The organism is Chitinivibrionales bacterium (genome assembly GCA_035516255.1).
In the GTDB taxonomy this organism is placed as follows: Bacteria; Fibrobacterota; Chitinivibrionia; order Chitinivibrionales; family FEN-1185; genus FEN-1185.
In genome coordinates this window covers 1-15,863 of sequence record DATJAL010000017.1, presented here as the reverse complement: position 1 = coordinate 15,863, position 15,863 = coordinate 1, and the positions used below count along the sequence as shown (strand labels likewise).

Below are 15,863 nucleotides of genomic sequence, written 5' to 3'. Positions count from 1 at the left end.
CCTTGTACAGGGTTGGGTTCCCTCATTAAAGCGCCTCATAATTCCATTGAGACTGAATCAAAGGATATATCATATCCACGTCAATAACGTCAAACAATTTATCAAATACTCTTAACCATAAGGGGGTACGATGAAAAAGGTTCTAGGTTTAGTTCTGGCAGCGGGCGTATTGTGCGCCCTCGTATGCATGAGCGGCTGTGGCACCGAGCCGATCGGACATGCGGGCAAGATAACCTTGAGTGACACCGTTTTCACAGGGACAAGCGGGTCGGTGACCGTCACCCTTAAAGACGCTGACCTCACCGGCACCACCGCAACGGTGAAAGTGACCAGCACGGCAGACCCGGTAGGCACCTCGCTCACCCTTTTAGGAAGCAGCGGCGTTTTTACCGGCACCCTCAAGTTCTCGGTTTCGGCCTCGGACAAGGACACCATCCTGGTTGACAATTTCAGCCTGGTCACGATAACCTATAAAGACGCTTTTCCCGCCGCCGACCGTACGCAGACGCTGATATGGAAAGGCGCCATGGGCTCCATTTCCCTCGACGCCGCATCGTACACCTCCGTCATCAAGCCGATGACCATCACCGTGCGCGACAATGATGTGAGCGACCCTTCGGTGCTAGTCACGCTCAGCACCAGCAGCAGCCCCGCGACGATCCTGGTCACGCTGAAGTCAACGGGGAATTACGGCGAATATTCTGGCAAAATTATCTTCTCGACGCGGGTGAACAACGCCGATACGCTTCTTGTCAAGGACAAGGACACGGTCATGGTGACCTACGCGGATAACGATCCGGTAAAATCTTCCATCGCCAAAGCGGTGTGGAACGGCGTTGCCGGCGTGGTCACGCTTGACAAGGCGAATTACGTGGCCTTTGCCGCGCCCATGACGGTTACGCTCGTCGATTCGGACCTTACCACCGCCACCGCCGCGGTCACGGTCAAGAGCACCACCGACACCACGGGGATCACCGCGGTATTGAATCCCGTGGCAGGCAAAACCGCGACCTACAGCGGCACCGTTGCCTTCACCTTGAAGCCATCGGTCGCCGGCACCAGCATCGAGGTCTCGGACAACGACAATGTCACGGTGGCGTATAAAGACGGCGCCCCGGCCGCCACGATCACGAAAACCGCCAAGTGGAACGGCATCGCTGGCACCGTCACCCTCGATTCCGCCTCGTACACGGGCCAGAGCAAGATGACCATCACCGTCGACGATGCAGACGTGCTTGACAGCACTGTTACGGTGAAGGTCAAGAGCACGAAGGACACCGCAGGCATCACGGTCACGCTCAAGGCCAACGCGGGCAAATTCACCGGCAAGGTCGGATTCTCCTACGGCGCATCGACCGCCGGCGCCATCGCCGCGGCGGACAGCGACACGGTCACGGTAATTTACAACGACCTTGTCCCGGTCACCACGGTGACGAAGACCGCCGTGTATTACCAAGGATTGATTCCCGCGTTCGGCATTGTCGGGACCAGGGCCACAAGTTACACGGCAATTAATCCCAACCTGCCGGTCCCGCTTCTGCTCTGGAACGGCGGTACTGTTGATTCAGTGGACTCAGTCGGAGAGGACGGACAATCAAAAGCATGGGCGATAACCAGTTCTGGAGGTTGGGAAGGGTTTGGATGGGCGGCATACAACGGCACCCTATTGTCCGCAAACATGACGTCCTATGCGGCCTGCACGCTGCACGTGTCAATAAAGTGCTCGTCGGCCGGCGCCGGTTTCAACCTTCTTGTGGAAAACTTGGATAAGAAGGGAACGCAAAGTACGGGCAACCAAACGTGGGTATCCGCAGGAAATTACGGATTTCAGCCCGATGGCCAATGGCATGACGTGGCCATTCCGCTTTCGGCTTGGGCCGCGACCTGTGACTTGTCGGACGTCGACTACTTCCTCGGCGTCAGCATGAACCCGTATAACGGTGCAGGTGAGACCGTTGTTATCGACAATTTGTATTGGACGCTGCCGACGCACTAATCATATTGAGGAACGGCTAATTGACAAAACCTCCGCGCAGTCGCGCGGAGGTTTTTCTTTTGTAAAGCATACTGTGTTTTTTAAGCTGCTCGAGCTGTCCAAGCCCCGCACGCTAAATAAGTCTGGGCGTTCCGCGGCTCCGCCGCGGCGGCCGTGTAACCCGCCCTTCCTATTGGGCGGGGTTAAGACCCGGATGGTCTCGCCTTCGGCTCGGGCTGCCACGGCCCGAAGGCGGAAGACCGCCGGTGTCCGGGCAGCACCGCGCTTTGGCGCGGCCTCCAGTCCGGCCTAACGCTTGGCATAAGTCAACTACCACTCTTGTTTTTCTCAGCGGCGCAGTCGCAGCAGAAGGCGCACAGCCATATTTTGTTTATCCTCGTAAACGAGTAAAAAAAAGGTCGTCGTTCGGGGGCGAATTTCATGAAGATTCCGACGAACAGATATCATGCCGGATGTCATTCTTACCACGCAATAAAAAACCCCGCCTCTTTTCGGAAGCAAGGGTCAATCAACTAAAAAGAAATATCCGTTGGCCTTGGTTATCTGACGTTCACCCACCTGCTCGTATGAAGCAATCCTTCCCCGTCTCTGCTGGCCACCAGGTACGTTCCCGGATTCAGGGCGCGCAGTTTTTCCCGTATGACAACCGAAGCATTCTGCACGCCGCTGATGCTGGCGATTTTCCTCCCCGATACCGAATAAATGACGATCTCAACAGGAGAGCCCGCGGAGCGGCGCAGGTAGTCCGCGGAAGGATTGTACGGGTTGATGACGCCGGCGGCCCGCTCCCAAATGGTCTGCTTGAGCCAAGTGGAGTCTTCCTGGAATCCTGCAGGCACCTGCACCCAGACAAACGGATTCTCCAGGGATACCATGGAAGCGTGCGAGGTGTCGGTGGTTTCAACGAGCCGCACATACAGGGAATCCTTCAGATTGACAAGATATACGGCCTCGCTGTTGAGGGTATGGTCATAGCTGCCGGCGCCGGCGGAAAAGAGGCGGTCGACCACCATGCCTGATACGGCAAAATACGGATGGTTCGACCATTCCGGGGTGTTCCATTCCTTTGCCACGGGCTCGCCGTTTCCCTGGGCAATGCTCAAGGGCACCAGCGACATATACGGTGTATCGTATACCCTCAGATCTTCGGAATCGCTGCGGGAAATAAACAGCAGCTGGTGCGTGCCCCAGGTCTTGAGAATCGGGTGATAGCACTTGGCCAGCGTGATGGCCGCGGAGGAGAAGTCGTAAAACATCATGGTATTGGTGAAAATCCTGCTTGCGGAACGCGAAGGGTTGCACGTCTTGACGGTGACGAAGGTATCGGCGTTCGTGACGTTTTTCTTGACCCGCATGGTATGGAGCGCGGCGGGGACGCCGTTGCCGCCCTGCAGGTCGAGCATGAAGGCGTTCGGTCCGCCTTCCCAGGCCGAATTCAGGTACCGGTTGTCCCATGAGAGCCCGCCGTAATAGCTCCCCTTGTCAAAAACGACTTCCGCCGGTCCCGCCGCGCCGCCGGCGATTTTTTTTAGCAGCGTCTGCCCGAGCGCGTAACAGGTGTCCTGAGGGCACGCGACGCTCGTCGCGTAGATGACCTCCGGAGTATCGGGCGGGGCGTTCTGCACGAACCGCGGCACATAACCGGTGTCGGCCACCTTCACCGGCGTACCGCTTGCCGCAAGCGCCCTTATCCATGCGGTTGCCACGGCCGTGGAAGGGCCGCCTTCGGCGTTGGAGCCGGTCTGGTACGCCACCCAGTTGCCGTCCGAAGAAATGTCGGGCACATAGGCGGGATCGGCGAGAGAAATGCTGCTGATCTGCGGAGAAGTTTCCGAAAAGTCAACAAAATAAAGTCCGCTCTGGCACCCAAACACGAGCTTGACATTGGTGGTGCCGCACGCCGCGGCGACCTGGTCTTGAGTGGCAACTATCCTCGCCTTGATCTGCGCCTGCGCATGCGAGACCAGAAAGGCAAGGCCCGCGGTAAAAAGGACCGTGCCGAGTTGCCGAACATCTCTTTTTCTATTCATCGCCGTTTTTCATCCGTTATTTCGCTATCCTGAAATAGCAATCCGAGTAATCACCGAATTGCGGATATTTATAGTAGGTGACATTAAACAAACATGAATCGGTGATGCTGCTGACATTCTGAAAGGAATATTTGTCCCACAGGGAATCGGGAACCGTAAAGACCACGGTGTCGTAGGATGAGTCTGCCGAAAAGGTCGTGCCCCATGCGCCGAAATCCTCCGGCGGGGTCAGACTGGACGGCCCGATAACCAAGGCGATTTCCGCCGAACCGGAGAGCCGTGACCACACGATCAACGTGCACGGCTGGCCCACATGAAACGTCTCTCCGCCGTTCGGAGTGATGATGTGGTACGCCGGATCAAGCGGATCAAGGTGCTGCGCCGTGTCCGGAAAGGGGCATCCGGCCGTTACCAAAAGTAAAGCGGCGTTTGACGCAAGGCTCCCCTGGGAGTTGGCTGCCACCACGCTGTAGGAGCCTGCACTGTTCAGAACGACCGAGGAAATGGTATAGCTTGCGGCGGTCGCTCCGGCGATATTCGCGCCGTCCTTGCGCCACTGGTAGGTGGGACTCGGATTACCGTCGGCCGAAGCCGTGAACGTGACCGGCTCACCAATGGTTTTCTCTTGCGACAGCGGCTGCAAGGTGAAGTTTGGGGCTACCAGGGCAGAATTGACCGATAGTTTCGCGGCATTCGAGATAACCTTTCCCGCCGAGTTGGTGACCACCACGTCGTAGTAGCCGGAGTCCTCAAATGTCACCGCCGCAATGGTAAAGCTTGAATAGATGGCGCCGGGAATGTTGGCGCTGTCCTTGTGCCACTGATAGGCGAGGGTCGGGTTGCCGGTGGCAACAACGGTGAAAGTGACCTGCTGGCCGTAGGGTTCCGTTTGTGAGGCCGGCTGCGTGGTGATTGCCGGTGCTCCAGACGGCCCCGTGGGTTTGCTGCAACAACAAAGAATGCTTGCAAAAAAAACGCCCGTCCAAAGGACGCGCCGGCTGTAACGCCGGCGCGTGCCCACCACATCAAGACCATTTCTCATCATAATAAATCCCCCAAATGGAAAATGTCAATTTCTTATTTGCCAATCACGATGCGCTTCATGACTCCATCCGGGGAAACGGTATAATAGACACCCGAGTACAGTTTTTGCGTTGTTCTGGCGTTTACCACGATACGGCGGCCTCTGATATCATAATAATAGCTTATACCCTCCAGCGGAATACCGCGGTATTGCAGACGGTTACCATGCTGCGGGGTTATGGTACCTGTTTTATAAGAGGTGTCAATCCATACCGACGGGAAGGCCAGGAGCGTGGTCCTGCTCACCGGAGCCGGAGGCTTGAGAATGCACGTCCACGTGTTGGTGGGATAATGGACAAGCCATATCGTGCCCGAGTCCGGATTATTGGCGTGGGCGCTTGAATCTTTCCCGCCCCCGTTATAGGGAAGCGAGCTCAGGTCGCCGACGATATAATTCGTATCGTTCGTGTAGCACCAGCCTTTGAAATCGGACCAGAAATTGCTGGTGCCCGCGCTTGCGCCCTTGCAGGAATCCGTGGCGCTAAGGAACAAATATTTTTTCGGACACCAATTTATGCTGGCCGCCATCTGCCCCAGCATACCGGCATCCCACCCCACCGAAGGCGCGGTCTTTTCCTGAAAAGGAAGGAGCGCAAACGATTTGTGCCTCAGCAGGTAAAATTCATCAGCCAGACAGCACTGAAGTTGGTCGTACCCGGGATTGTAGCAGCAGAGACGGCCGTCATGCGACATCGTGCATTTGCACCCTATTACCGGATCGCTGCTGGGCGTCCAGAAATCGGCGGTGGTGGCAACGCCGGTGGCGGGAATGGTGACCATCTTCGGGCCATCATAACCGGCGGCGTTGATCCTGGTGAAAAAATGATTGGCGGCGCAACCCATTGAAAACTGGATTGTCCCGCCGGCGTTGATGATTTCACGGTCGGTGCCGAACGTTGGAGCGGCGTTCGCCGAAAGGGTGACCGGGATCGAATGCACGTCGCTGTCGGTGGCTCTATAGACAATTTCCAATTTACCGCTGGGAGCGTTCCACCAGAAAGTGCAGCATCCCTCGCTGCCGCTGGACGTAACCGGGACCTTGGTCTTGAACTGGCCGTCGATGCGAATAATGTTGGGCCCGCCCTGGTTGAAAAGAATCCATTGTCCGTCTTCGGTTATCTGGGTGCTGTTGCAGTTGCCGGTATTGGTATTCGGAATGAGCGTCGGAGTGATCGTGCCCAAATCAGCCTTGTACAGTCCATTCCCGTATGTCGCCGCGGTGACCACCGTGCCTTTTACGGGTAGAACGTACCCGGAATCCAGATACGTCGTGATATTCAATCTTTTGACATATGCCGGACAAGTGGCCGCTGAAGCCATGCAGACATTAACGAGAAAAGCCGCCCCTAATAGATACAAAAACATCCGTCTCATAATCGATCCCCCCTTATGGTTTTTGTTTGTTCCCTGCCGTGCCTGCTTCCTGCGATATTGCCCGGTTCTATTTAAGCGCTATCACTGAGACTACAGCCTACCCGATCACCCTAAATATAATATAAGGTATTTGGGGTGGTTATTGCAGAGAAAAATCGCAATATTTCAGGATTTTTATTATCGGGACGTGTAACACAAGTTCGAGAAGTAAAGGGCCTGGTCGGTGCAGATCGTGACCGGAGGATTTGCCGGATACGGGGCGGCATGCGTATTTGTCAATATTGCCGCCAAAGAGAAAACCGCCGGCCAAGGGATTCCTTTCATGGGAACCATCCTTTCTTCATTCCCGCCGTGCATTCCCTCTTCACGGGTTATGCTTATGGGGATCATATATTGACAATAAGGATTGCCGCGCCGAATCTCCTGATGCGTTGGAGGCAGGAGCACACGTCGGACCCCAGGAATTCCCCGGCCACGGCCGCGTCGCCCTCGGCGGCCTTTTCCAAACCGGACTTGAGCCCATCGTTGATCAGGTGCTTGAACTGTTCCAGAACTTCATCAAGTGAATGGTATTCCCTACCGTTGATGGTTATCTTCATGGTCCGCTTGATTTCCAATGACATGAACTGTCCTCCTTGGTCGGTCTATCGCACCACCCTCACCTTCCAGCATTGCTCCCCTTTTGTCAATATCACCAGATACATTCCGTCGCACCGTACCGCGCCGTCCCTTAGTGCATTGCCGTTCAATCCGAACACCTTCATTTGCGGGAACTTCGATCGCAGCGCCAGCACCGCATCGCGCGTGAGGAGCGGCTTTACAAAAGGCATGGGCTCCCCCGCCCCGTTACGGCTTGCGGGCTTGTTCCAGATCGCGGCGGGGAAGTATTCGAACGGGCCGATGTCCCACCCGGCACCCTGCGGCCGAGGAGTTCCGACCATGTCGCTGTCCACCAGGCCGGCCAGAGCGGTCCCGGCATTGATGGCCGGGCTTGAAGCCTGCAATTTGAAATCGTCCCTGACCAGCGGCCGCGGATTGACGAACTTGGGGTTGACATTCACCAAATCCTTCGGGTCATAGTCGCCGGCGTTCAGGCCGCCGGCCGTGTCGTAAATAATGTTGTAACCGCCCTGCACGGTCGACACGGAATCGGCCCAGTAGTTGCTGCCGCTGTTGTAGAAGATGTTGTTCTTCACCATGCCGGTCGAGCCGCCGGTGCCGTTGCTTCCGTTGAACCCGATGCCGTGGTATATCATGTTGCAGAACGCGTTGTTCACGGCCCTGAGGTTGGTGATGTTGACAACGCAGAGTCCCCACGCGCCGCCGAGGTCGCCGCCGTGAAAGATGTTGTTGCGGATCGTGTAATTCACCGCGTCGCCGACGTTGTTCATGCCCAGCATCATGCCTTCGTGGAAGCTCACCACGACGTTGTTTTCGATGGTGATGTTGTTCGCCTTTTCGCCGTTGTCGTCGAAGGTCTGGAACCCGTCGGTGTGCGAGGAGCCGATCTCCGAGGGAAGCGCGCCGTGAAAGTAATTGCCGCGGAACGTGATCCTGTTGCCGAAAAACCGCGAATAGTCGCAGTCGCCCGCGTCGGGATATTTGAGCCGCTCCACCTCGTTGTTTTCCACCAGCCAGTCGTTGCCGGAGGCGACGATCCCCTCGTTCACGCAGTAGATCCTGTTGCTGGCGATGTAAACGCTGTCCCACATGCCGCCGCTCCAGCTCGCCTGTATCGCGGTGCCGGGGATATCGTGCAGGTAATTGTCCACGACCTCCACGTGGCTGCTGGAGAGCCATATCCCGCCGTTGAGCCAGCCGCCTTGACTGTTGGTAATGTCGAACCCCTCGATCCTCAGCCAGTCGGCGCCGTCGGTGTTGAATCCCTGCATGTACACCGTGCGCCGCGGCTGCGCAAAAAAAACCACCCGCTTTCCCGCGCTTCCCGCATGTCCGGCGGAAAAGGTGATCCGCTCCGCGTAGGTGCCGGTCTTGACGATAACGCTGTCGCCCGCGACCGCGGTGTTGGCGCCTTTCTGGATCGTTTTCCAGGGAAGGACGGCTGTTCCCGCGTTGGCGTCACTCGCCTGACTGTTGCCGTTGTCAACGCAGTAGGTCGCGGCGTTGGGCTGAAGTGGTGTAAAAATCATGATCGTGGATAATGAAGCAATAAGGGCTGAACCGGCAGGTTTCATAGGCACCTCCCTTTTCAATAGTATAATTATACATATCATTTAAGCGAGCCGGCCATAGATGAGAATGATATTGCCATGCTTCGCCGGTGACGGCCGTACTGGGGGGAATGCGGCCCGTGACAGCTATTGATGGTGGATCGTTTGAACACTTTAATACTATTTTTAAATTCCGATCACGCTAAAAAATATTCATGAAGGTCAATGCGTATTTGTTCTCGTATGAATCGGCAGGAATGATCAACCCGCGGTAACCCGGAGACCGCTTTCTTCGGTCATCGTTTTTATCCGAGAGACACGTCTTCTCCAAGTTAACCCACCGGTCGCAAGCAGAGTTTGATTGCCTCCTGATGTGATTACTATCGGCATGCGGCCGAATGGCGCTGCTCCATGCCCACATCCAGGCCCGCCGAAGAAAGGTAAAAATGCACAGACGCACATTTGTCAAGCTCGGCGCCGCCGCCGCCGCGGGGCTGTTTGTCCCGGGCTGCTGCGGCACTTCCAAATTAATCGGCGGGGAGCCCGACGTGGGCGACCAGGGAGCCGGAGGCGAGCAAACCAGGATCTGCGAGGAGCTCTTCACCTATGTGGAGCCAGACCGGCCCTCCTTTACGTGCGCCCACGCCAGGACCATCCACGTACTGCGGGGGCCGAAAAAAACGGTCATGATCGACACCGGAGAATTTACCGACGTGTTTGAGAAATCGGTTGTACCACAAATGAAGCGCGACGGCCTGAATCCCTTTGACATTTGCGAAATCTGGAACACCCACTCGCATCCCGACCACGTCGGCGCCGACGGTTTTCTCCAGGCCGCCACCGGCGCGTTCATTTACGCGCACCCGGCGGCCGTGCGGCTCCTCTGCGATCCGAAGAACAACGAAAAGGACATGGTCGATTCCCTCGGCGAAGACTGTGACGTGGTGACCGGGTTCAGCGCGGGCCTGCTGCGCGCATTTTCCGGATTGTTCCTGAAGAAGCAGAAGCTCACCGTCGCGGGCACGTTTTCCGACGGCCAAGTGCTCGACCCCGGGTTCCCGGTTGAAGTGAAATTCGCCCCCGGCCACTCGCCCGATAGCGTCGCCTTTTGGGTGCCGTCGAAGCGGATACTGATTGCGGGCGACGCGCTGCTGCAGGAACACAAAGGCCACCCGATCATCAACACCCCGCTGTCGAACGTGACCGACATGCGCGAAACGCTGGAATGGATGCTTGGCAAGCACCCCGCGGTGATGGCCAACGGCCATTACGGTACCATTGTCGGAGAAGACCGGTGCGACGCCGTGCTGCGCCATTCGTTGCAGTTTCTAGATGACATGAATGCGACCGCGCTTGCACTGCTCAAAAGCGGGCCGGTGTCCCTGCACGACTTGATGCGCAGGTATCCGTTCAAGGAACACAGCCAGTGGAAAATCGAGGCCAGGATCGCCTACTGGTGCCTGATGAAGAACCTGGCGCAACAAGGTATCGCCGTACGGTGCCCCGAATACGAGGGCAAGAAGGTGGTGGACCTGAAATGGAGGGCGGCATAAGCGGGAAAAGAATAAGGCCCCCATTTTATTTGAAGCCGGGAGGGCTCGATGTCATCAGCTTGAATTTTGTTGCTAATCAGCGGGTAACCGTGACAGACGTCGTTTCCTTGCTTTCTTTCCGCTCAACATTGACAAAATATATGCCTTGACGTAATTTGCTAATGTCAAGACAGGCGCTGTGGTATCCATTTGCCGTGTTCGCATCAATGGACGATAGCATCGTTCTCCCCGTGCAATCCACCACTGAAATTCTTGAGCATGAAGTGCCGCCCTTATAACCAATCGCGAGCCGGTTGCCGGTCAGCCTTGTAGCAAGGCCCGCCGGCCCGGCGCTATGCATGGAACCGCCCGATACCTGCGTTCCCGCTTCTTCCTTGAGCCTGAACCTTGTCCAATCGTAATTCCAGCTACCCTGGGCGAACGTGATCCCGACCACCTGCAGCCCGGTGTCAAGATCGACCGAGTCGACCGCCATGTTGCAGTTCCAGGCGTGCCACGGCTCAGGACAGCCGGGCGGCGTCTGGCACACGGGCAGGTTCTGCACGGAATCGCTCTTCATCGACGCGCCGTCGTAATAGGTAAGCACCTGAAGGTTTGGATAGCCGACCGTGGCCAGTTTGAAATCGACATAGTAGGTCCCCTTGATGTTGACGTGCACCGTGTATTTCATCCATTGCCCGGCCACCATGTACGAAAGGTGCGACGTGGGGTGCGTCGCGTTGACCGACGAATCGTTCTGGCCGTTGGTCCCCCACCCGATGATGTCGTAATCGTAACCGGCATAACCCTGCAGCGCGCAGCAGGAGTGCCATGACGATCCTTCGCCGCCGCTGTCCACGAACATGCCTTTAATCACGCCCGGGATGCCCTGGGGCTTGCCCAGCAGCGTGTCGCCGCCGTAAATCTTGCCGTTGTAGCCGGGCGGCAGCGCCGCCAGCGCGACTGATGCGAAAAGAATGCATAATGTTGATGATAGACCAAGTTTGATGCGGAGATTCATGAAATGTGCCCTCCTTTACAAAAGAATAAATGTGGGGATTTTTTATTTGATGATAATATAGGAAGGGAAACGCTTTTGAAGACGGGGAAAGTGGCGGGAAGGGGATTTTTCGTTACATGAGAATGTAACGGGAAAATTAATTATGGTCGGGTTCTCCCGTGATGAGGCAATCGGAATTTATTCCGTCGCGAGAGAGCTTCCGGAAGGAACGGTCGGGGCGGTCTGGTTATCTTTTTACATCAAGACGGTAAAGATATATTCCCGCGGCTTGTTTCGAAGCCGTCCTCTTCCCCGCCGCATCATAGGCCGGCGCGGAAAACGGACCGTATTATTTCGACAGGCCTGATTTTTTTACCAACCTTTATTTGAAAACCAAGTCAAACGCTATGAGCGGAGCATAGATGACGCGAGGGCGGGCTTGCCAAATAAATTTGGACGGCAATGAGCGGGCGGTTTTAACGACGCTTGAAGGAGGTAGGCATGAAAACCATGGGAAGGAAAATCGACATCATGAAACGGCGCGGACTTTCCATTGCGGCTGTCATTTTCATCGCAGTGTGGTCTCAACGGGGTTTTTGCCAAAACAATGTCTGCGCGGCGCATGCGGACGCAAACGGCGTCATGACCTCAATGACCGTCACCAATCCCCTGACCTCGCTGCAAATTGAGCAGCAATTTGACTTTTTTGTGGACAACCAGGGTAATCCGACCAGAGGGGTAGTCAAGTTCAAGAGAAGCACCTATTACGGAGAAGTCGAACGCGAGCTTAACCGGGGAGAGCTTCGGCTTTTATGGGAACAGTTCGGCGGGCCGCAAGAGTATTGGGACAACGCTGAGAAAAACGGCAAAATAATTTCTTACGCTTCAATCGACGGCCTTCCGCAGGATGTTTTCGGAAAGAAAGTCCGTCTCTTTCTCAAGGACCAATCCGCGGCGCATTTGACGGATTATTTTGGAATATTGTCGATGTCCGCATCCCATCCGGAAAGCGTTTTGCTCAACACCGGCGGCGCGCAGCCGCTGCAAATAGACAAGTCGCTTATCCGGGAGATTCAACGGATCAAATAAACAGGATAGGCGGCGTCGGGGGTCGCCGCGCTCTTTGTTCCGTTATAACAGTTATTTGAATGCCTGTATTTCCTTTACCGCATTCTTCTCGAACATTACCGAATTGCCACGGACATTGAGCGAGAACCAGCCGGGCGTACTCGGCTGCAGGTTCAGCAGGCCGATATACTGTTTTCCAGCCTTGGAAATCACCCGCACCTGGCGGCCGACGAACGTCTGCGGGATGGCATCGGTGGCGAAGTCAAAAGTTGAAATGGTCCCCTGTTTATCGCGAAAGTCCCAGTAGGCGTTTATTCCGCCATATTCCGGGTAGTAATATGCTATTTCCTCGGCGGTCATGGCACGCTGGAAGCCGTTCTTGAAATGGATGATGCCGCTTGCGGGTGCGCCCGCGGCATCCACTGAAATGACAAAGTCCGATTCTATTTTAAGGTATGTTGACGGGTTCGCGTATGTCATGGTGGCGGCCCTGGCGTCCTGGGCCGGGGTTATGGCCCAGCCGTCAAAGGTCTGCTGGCCGAATGCTTGAGGGGCTACTAACGCCGCAACCGTAAAAAAAGAAAAAATAGACCTTTTCAGGATTTGCTTCATGCCATTCTCCTTTCCGGTATTATCCGGATATAAAGTCGTGATTTTGCATGAAAAGGATCAAAAAAAATCCTTTTATTTACGTAAGGTTGGATGACTAAATAACAGTATAAAAAATTGCCTTACCTTCCCTCATCTTTCGGGAAAGCAAGGCAACTTTTAACGGAATCTCCAGCTACCATCCTATCGCCACCGCCATCCACTGGATGTTGCCGATGGAAATATATGCCTCATGATCTCCATTGTCATCGTAGGGAAAGCCGTAGCAGTAGTTGTTGATGGCTCGCCGATGACACCAGCGGGAATAGAAATTGGCAGGTGCGTCCGTATAATAATAAGCGGTGTCTACGTAGCTCCAATTATAACAGTCAACACCTTGCGGCAGATGGGAGACATGCCGGTTCAGGGCAGCCGCCCAAATGGGTAAATTGCCCAGGACACCCGCGCAGGCGAAAACATCGTCGGCTTGCGTCGCTGCCGGATAGGGGCCGGGATCATTGGCGGGAGCGCCGTAGCCCGGCTTATTCACCCATGCCGGATCTTTGACATAGTTTTTAATGACCGAATCCTGATACCGTTCGTAGTAATTGCCATAGGGTCCTGTGGACCGGAAAGGGAAGGGGTCCATTTTATGCGGGGCCCAGATATTCGCGAAATCGTGTGTGGCCTCCCAGGTGAACTCCTTCGGAACCTCATTGATAAATTCGGCGAATTTCGATTCGCGCGATTGGTAAAAGAGTTCGTAGGAGTCGCCCATGACCGTGTCTTTGCCGTCGGAGGTTTTTATCCGGAAGGTGATGGGAAGTCGCCATCCGTCAACACGGGTGGTGTTGCCCAAGAAGGTGGTGCCGCCGCCATTTACTTCAAGGAAATCGTAATATCTCATATTCGAATCGGTGGGAGCTATGTAAATGAACAGCGCCCCGATCGGTCTCAGGTTGGTTTGTGAAAGGGGGGTGGTTGCGCCTCCTCTGTTGGTGGTCACGCCTATTTTACTGTCCGGCCATTTGCCGTTTGTTCTGTTGAGTATGACGTACGAGCCGGTCTTCGGGTAGGTGCTCGTGTCGCCCCAGAAGGCGTCGAACGCTGCCTTGGTGCCGTCCCAGGTGGTGACTCTGGTGAGGGTGAAGTTGACGTTCCCGGTCAGGGAGGAGACCGTCTCGGCGCCGATCGAATAGCCGGGCTGGGTGGCATGCACCGTGTCCACTATCGCCGCGAGTTTTTCCAGCCGGGTCTGAAATCCGGAAGCGCTCCGGACAACTGCCCCTCCCGCCACGTGCGAGCTAGGCTGCAATTTCATGACATACGCGCTGCCGTTGATGGTCACCCGAAGCAGGTAGAACTGGCAGGAAATACCGCGTGTGTCGATTGACACCGAATAGCTGCCCCTGGAAAGACTTTTGTTCATCACGTCGCGCACGAACCTGCCCGCCAGGTCGTAGATGCTCATCCTCACCATTGCATCGCCCGCCGGCAGGCTGAACAGGACTTTGCCGCCGACATACATCGGCCGCGAAAAGGTTTCGCCCCGCATTGCGGCGCCCGAAATGACGTTGACGGGCGGGCAGACTCCGGTCCCAAGCTGGTAATGACCGGCGCCGTCGGTTTTAGCCAAGTACGGGGCTTGCGCCCAATACCCATTGTCATACGTTGTCTGGCCCAGCCTGACCACCGTGTTGGTCAGGGGTTGTCCGTTCTGGTCCGTGACCGTTCCGCAAATGCTGACGGCCTGGGAAAAAACCGACCCCGTGAAAAACGCAAGCATCAGGCATGTTACCGCTGTTCTCTTCATGGACCCCCCCCCCTTTTTTTTGAATGTTGAGATCTAACGTAATATAATGGTCAACCGGATGAAACCATTTTCGCCGCTTAAAAGCCCGAAAATTATTGACCGGCGGTAAATGCGTCTTTTCCTATATAATTTATGCGCGAACTCCGTGCGTCTACCACCCGATCGCCACCGCTATCCACTGGACATTGTTAGGATTCATGTATGACTCATGGCCACCATCGTCATCATAAGCAAACCCGTAGGTTAAATTGTCTATCGCCCGGCGGTGGCACCACCTTGAAAAATAATTGCACGGCGCAGTCTGATAATACATCGCGGAGTCGTTGGTGCGCCAGTTCACGAAATTCGCTCCTTGCGGCAAGGTTCCAATATGCCTGTTGTAGGCGGCGCAATAATCGGGCGAAGCGCCCAGCGGGCCGGCGCAGGCCAGAATGTTCCAGGGCGTGGTTTTTGCCGGCGCGCCCGGGTTTTTGGCGATGACCGAGTCCTGATACTCGTCGAAATACGTCGCGTACACGCCGCCGGTGTTGTAGTAGTTGACCGCCATCATCTGGGGCGAATAAATATTGGCGAAGTTCACTTTGGCAAGCGGGGTGAATTCCTTGGGCACCTCGTTCAGGAATTCGTCGAATTTCGCCTGGCGCGATTGAAAGAACGTTTCATACTCGTCGCCCATGATGGTGTCCTTGCCGTCGGTGGTCTTCAGCCTGAAAGCGATCGGAAGCCTCCATCCGTCAACCCTGGTGGTATTGCCGGCCCAGTTGACGCCGTTCGAATTGACTTCGAGAAAATCGAAATACCGGGAATTGGAATCCAGGGGCGCGATGTAAATATACAGCCGCTCGCTCTCGAGCACTTTCATGTTCGTCTGCGTAAGTGGAATCTTTGCGCCGTTCTGTTCATGGCTCCAGTAAATCTTGCCGTCGGGCCATACGCCATTGGTCCTGTTCAGGATTATATACTGGGGCGTTGAACCTTTCTTGGGATAGGTGCTTGTGTCGCCCCAGAACGCATCGAACGCGGCCTTGTCGCCGGTCCATGTGGTGGTCTTGGTCAGCACGAAATCGTGATAGCCCACCAGCGTGTCAATCGGCACCACCCCGATCGAGTACCCGGGCTCGGTGGCGTGCAACGTGTCGACCACGGCGGTTATTTTTTGGAGCTTGGCCTGGAATTCAGGAACGTTTTGAGCCTCCTTCGCGCCCTTG

General features: G+C 55.6%; 12 protein-coding genes. 3 read left to right on the top strand and 9 right to left on the bottom strand.

Annotation, left to right across the window (positions count from 1 at the left end):
- Nucleotides 1–130: 130 nt before the first annotated feature.
- Nucleotides 131–1,996, top strand: coding sequence for a hypothetical protein (locus VLX68_05890; GenBank protein HUI91763.1), 1,866 nt, complete (start codon nt 131–133; stop codon nt 1,994–1,996).
- 539 nt (nt 1,997–2,535) lie between these two features.
- Here the strand turns inward: VLX68_05890 and VLX68_05885 are convergent.
- The 5 genes from VLX68_05885 to VLX68_05865 form a co-directional block, all read right to left on the bottom strand.
- Complete coding sequence (locus VLX68_05885) at nt 2,536–4,026, bottom strand: T9SS type A sorting domain-containing protein (GenBank protein HUI91762.1); 1,491 nt, start codon at nt 4,024–4,026, stop codon at nt 2,536–2,538.
- Between the two features lie 16 nt (nt 4,027–4,042).
- Entirely contained in the window at nt 4,043–5,071 is a 1,029-nt protein-coding gene (locus VLX68_05880) for an immunoglobulin domain-containing protein (protein HUI91761.1), read from the bottom strand.
- A gap of 32 nt (nt 5,072–5,103) precedes the next feature.
- Nucleotides 5,104–6,483 carry a hypothetical protein gene (locus tag VLX68_05875; protein HUI91760.1) on the bottom strand — a complete coding sequence of 460 codons (1,380 nt, stop codon included), beginning with the start codon at nt 6,481–6,483 and terminating at the stop codon, nt 5,104–5,106.
- A gap of 386 nt (nt 6,484–6,869) precedes the next feature.
- Nucleotides 6,870–7,106, bottom strand: coding sequence for a hypothetical protein (locus tag VLX68_05870; protein ID HUI91759.1), 237 nt, complete (start codon nt 7,104–7,106; stop codon nt 6,870–6,872).
- Between the two features lie 21 nt (nt 7,107–7,127).
- Nucleotides 7,128–8,678 carry a choice-of-anchor Q domain-containing protein gene (locus VLX68_05865; protein HUI91758.1) on the bottom strand — a complete coding sequence of 517 codons (1,551 nt, stop codon included), beginning with the start codon at nt 8,676–8,678 and terminating at the stop codon, nt 7,128–7,130.
- A 422-nt stretch (nt 8,679–9,100) separates the two neighbouring features.
- Here VLX68_05865 and VLX68_05860 point away from each other — a divergent pair, with 422 nt between their 5' ends.
- Nucleotides 9,101–10,207, top strand: a complete 1,107-nt coding sequence (locus tag VLX68_05860; protein HUI91757.1) for an MBL fold metallo-hydrolase — start codon at nt 9,101–9,103, stop codon at nt 10,205–10,207.
- A 76-nt stretch (nt 10,208–10,283) separates the two neighbouring features.
- Here the strand turns inward: VLX68_05860 and VLX68_05855 are convergent, their stop codons facing one another.
- Complete coding sequence (locus VLX68_05855; GenBank protein HUI91756.1) at nt 10,284–11,207, bottom strand: T9SS type A sorting domain-containing protein; 924 nt, start codon at nt 11,205–11,207, stop codon at nt 10,284–10,286.
- Between the two features lie 480 nt (nt 11,208–11,687).
- Here VLX68_05855 and VLX68_05850 point away from each other — a divergent pair, with 480 nt between their 5' ends.
- Complete coding sequence (locus VLX68_05850) at nt 11,688–12,275, top strand: hypothetical protein (protein ID HUI91755.1); 588 nt, start codon at nt 11,688–11,690, stop codon at nt 12,273–12,275.
- 51 nt (nt 12,276–12,326) lie between these two features.
- Here the strand turns inward: VLX68_05850 and VLX68_05845 are convergent, their stop codons facing one another.
- From VLX68_05845 to VLX68_05835, 3 genes are all read right to left on the bottom strand, one after another.
- Nucleotides 12,327–12,866: a hypothetical protein gene (locus tag VLX68_05845; GenBank protein HUI91754.1), complete on the bottom strand. Its 540-nt coding sequence runs from the start codon at nt 12,864–12,866 to the stop codon at nt 12,327–12,329.
- 172 nt (nt 12,867–13,038) lie between these two features.
- Nucleotides 13,039–14,655 (bottom strand): beta-1,3-glucanase family protein, encoded by a 1,617-nt coding sequence (locus VLX68_05840; GenBank protein HUI91753.1) that lies wholly within the window; start codon nt 14,653–14,655, stop codon nt 13,039–13,041.
- A 151-nt stretch (nt 14,656–14,806) separates the two neighbouring features.
- On the bottom strand, nt 14,807–15,863 hold a 1,057-nt coding region (locus tag VLX68_05835; GenBank protein ID HUI91752.1), incomplete at its 5' end, for a beta-1,3-glucanase family protein.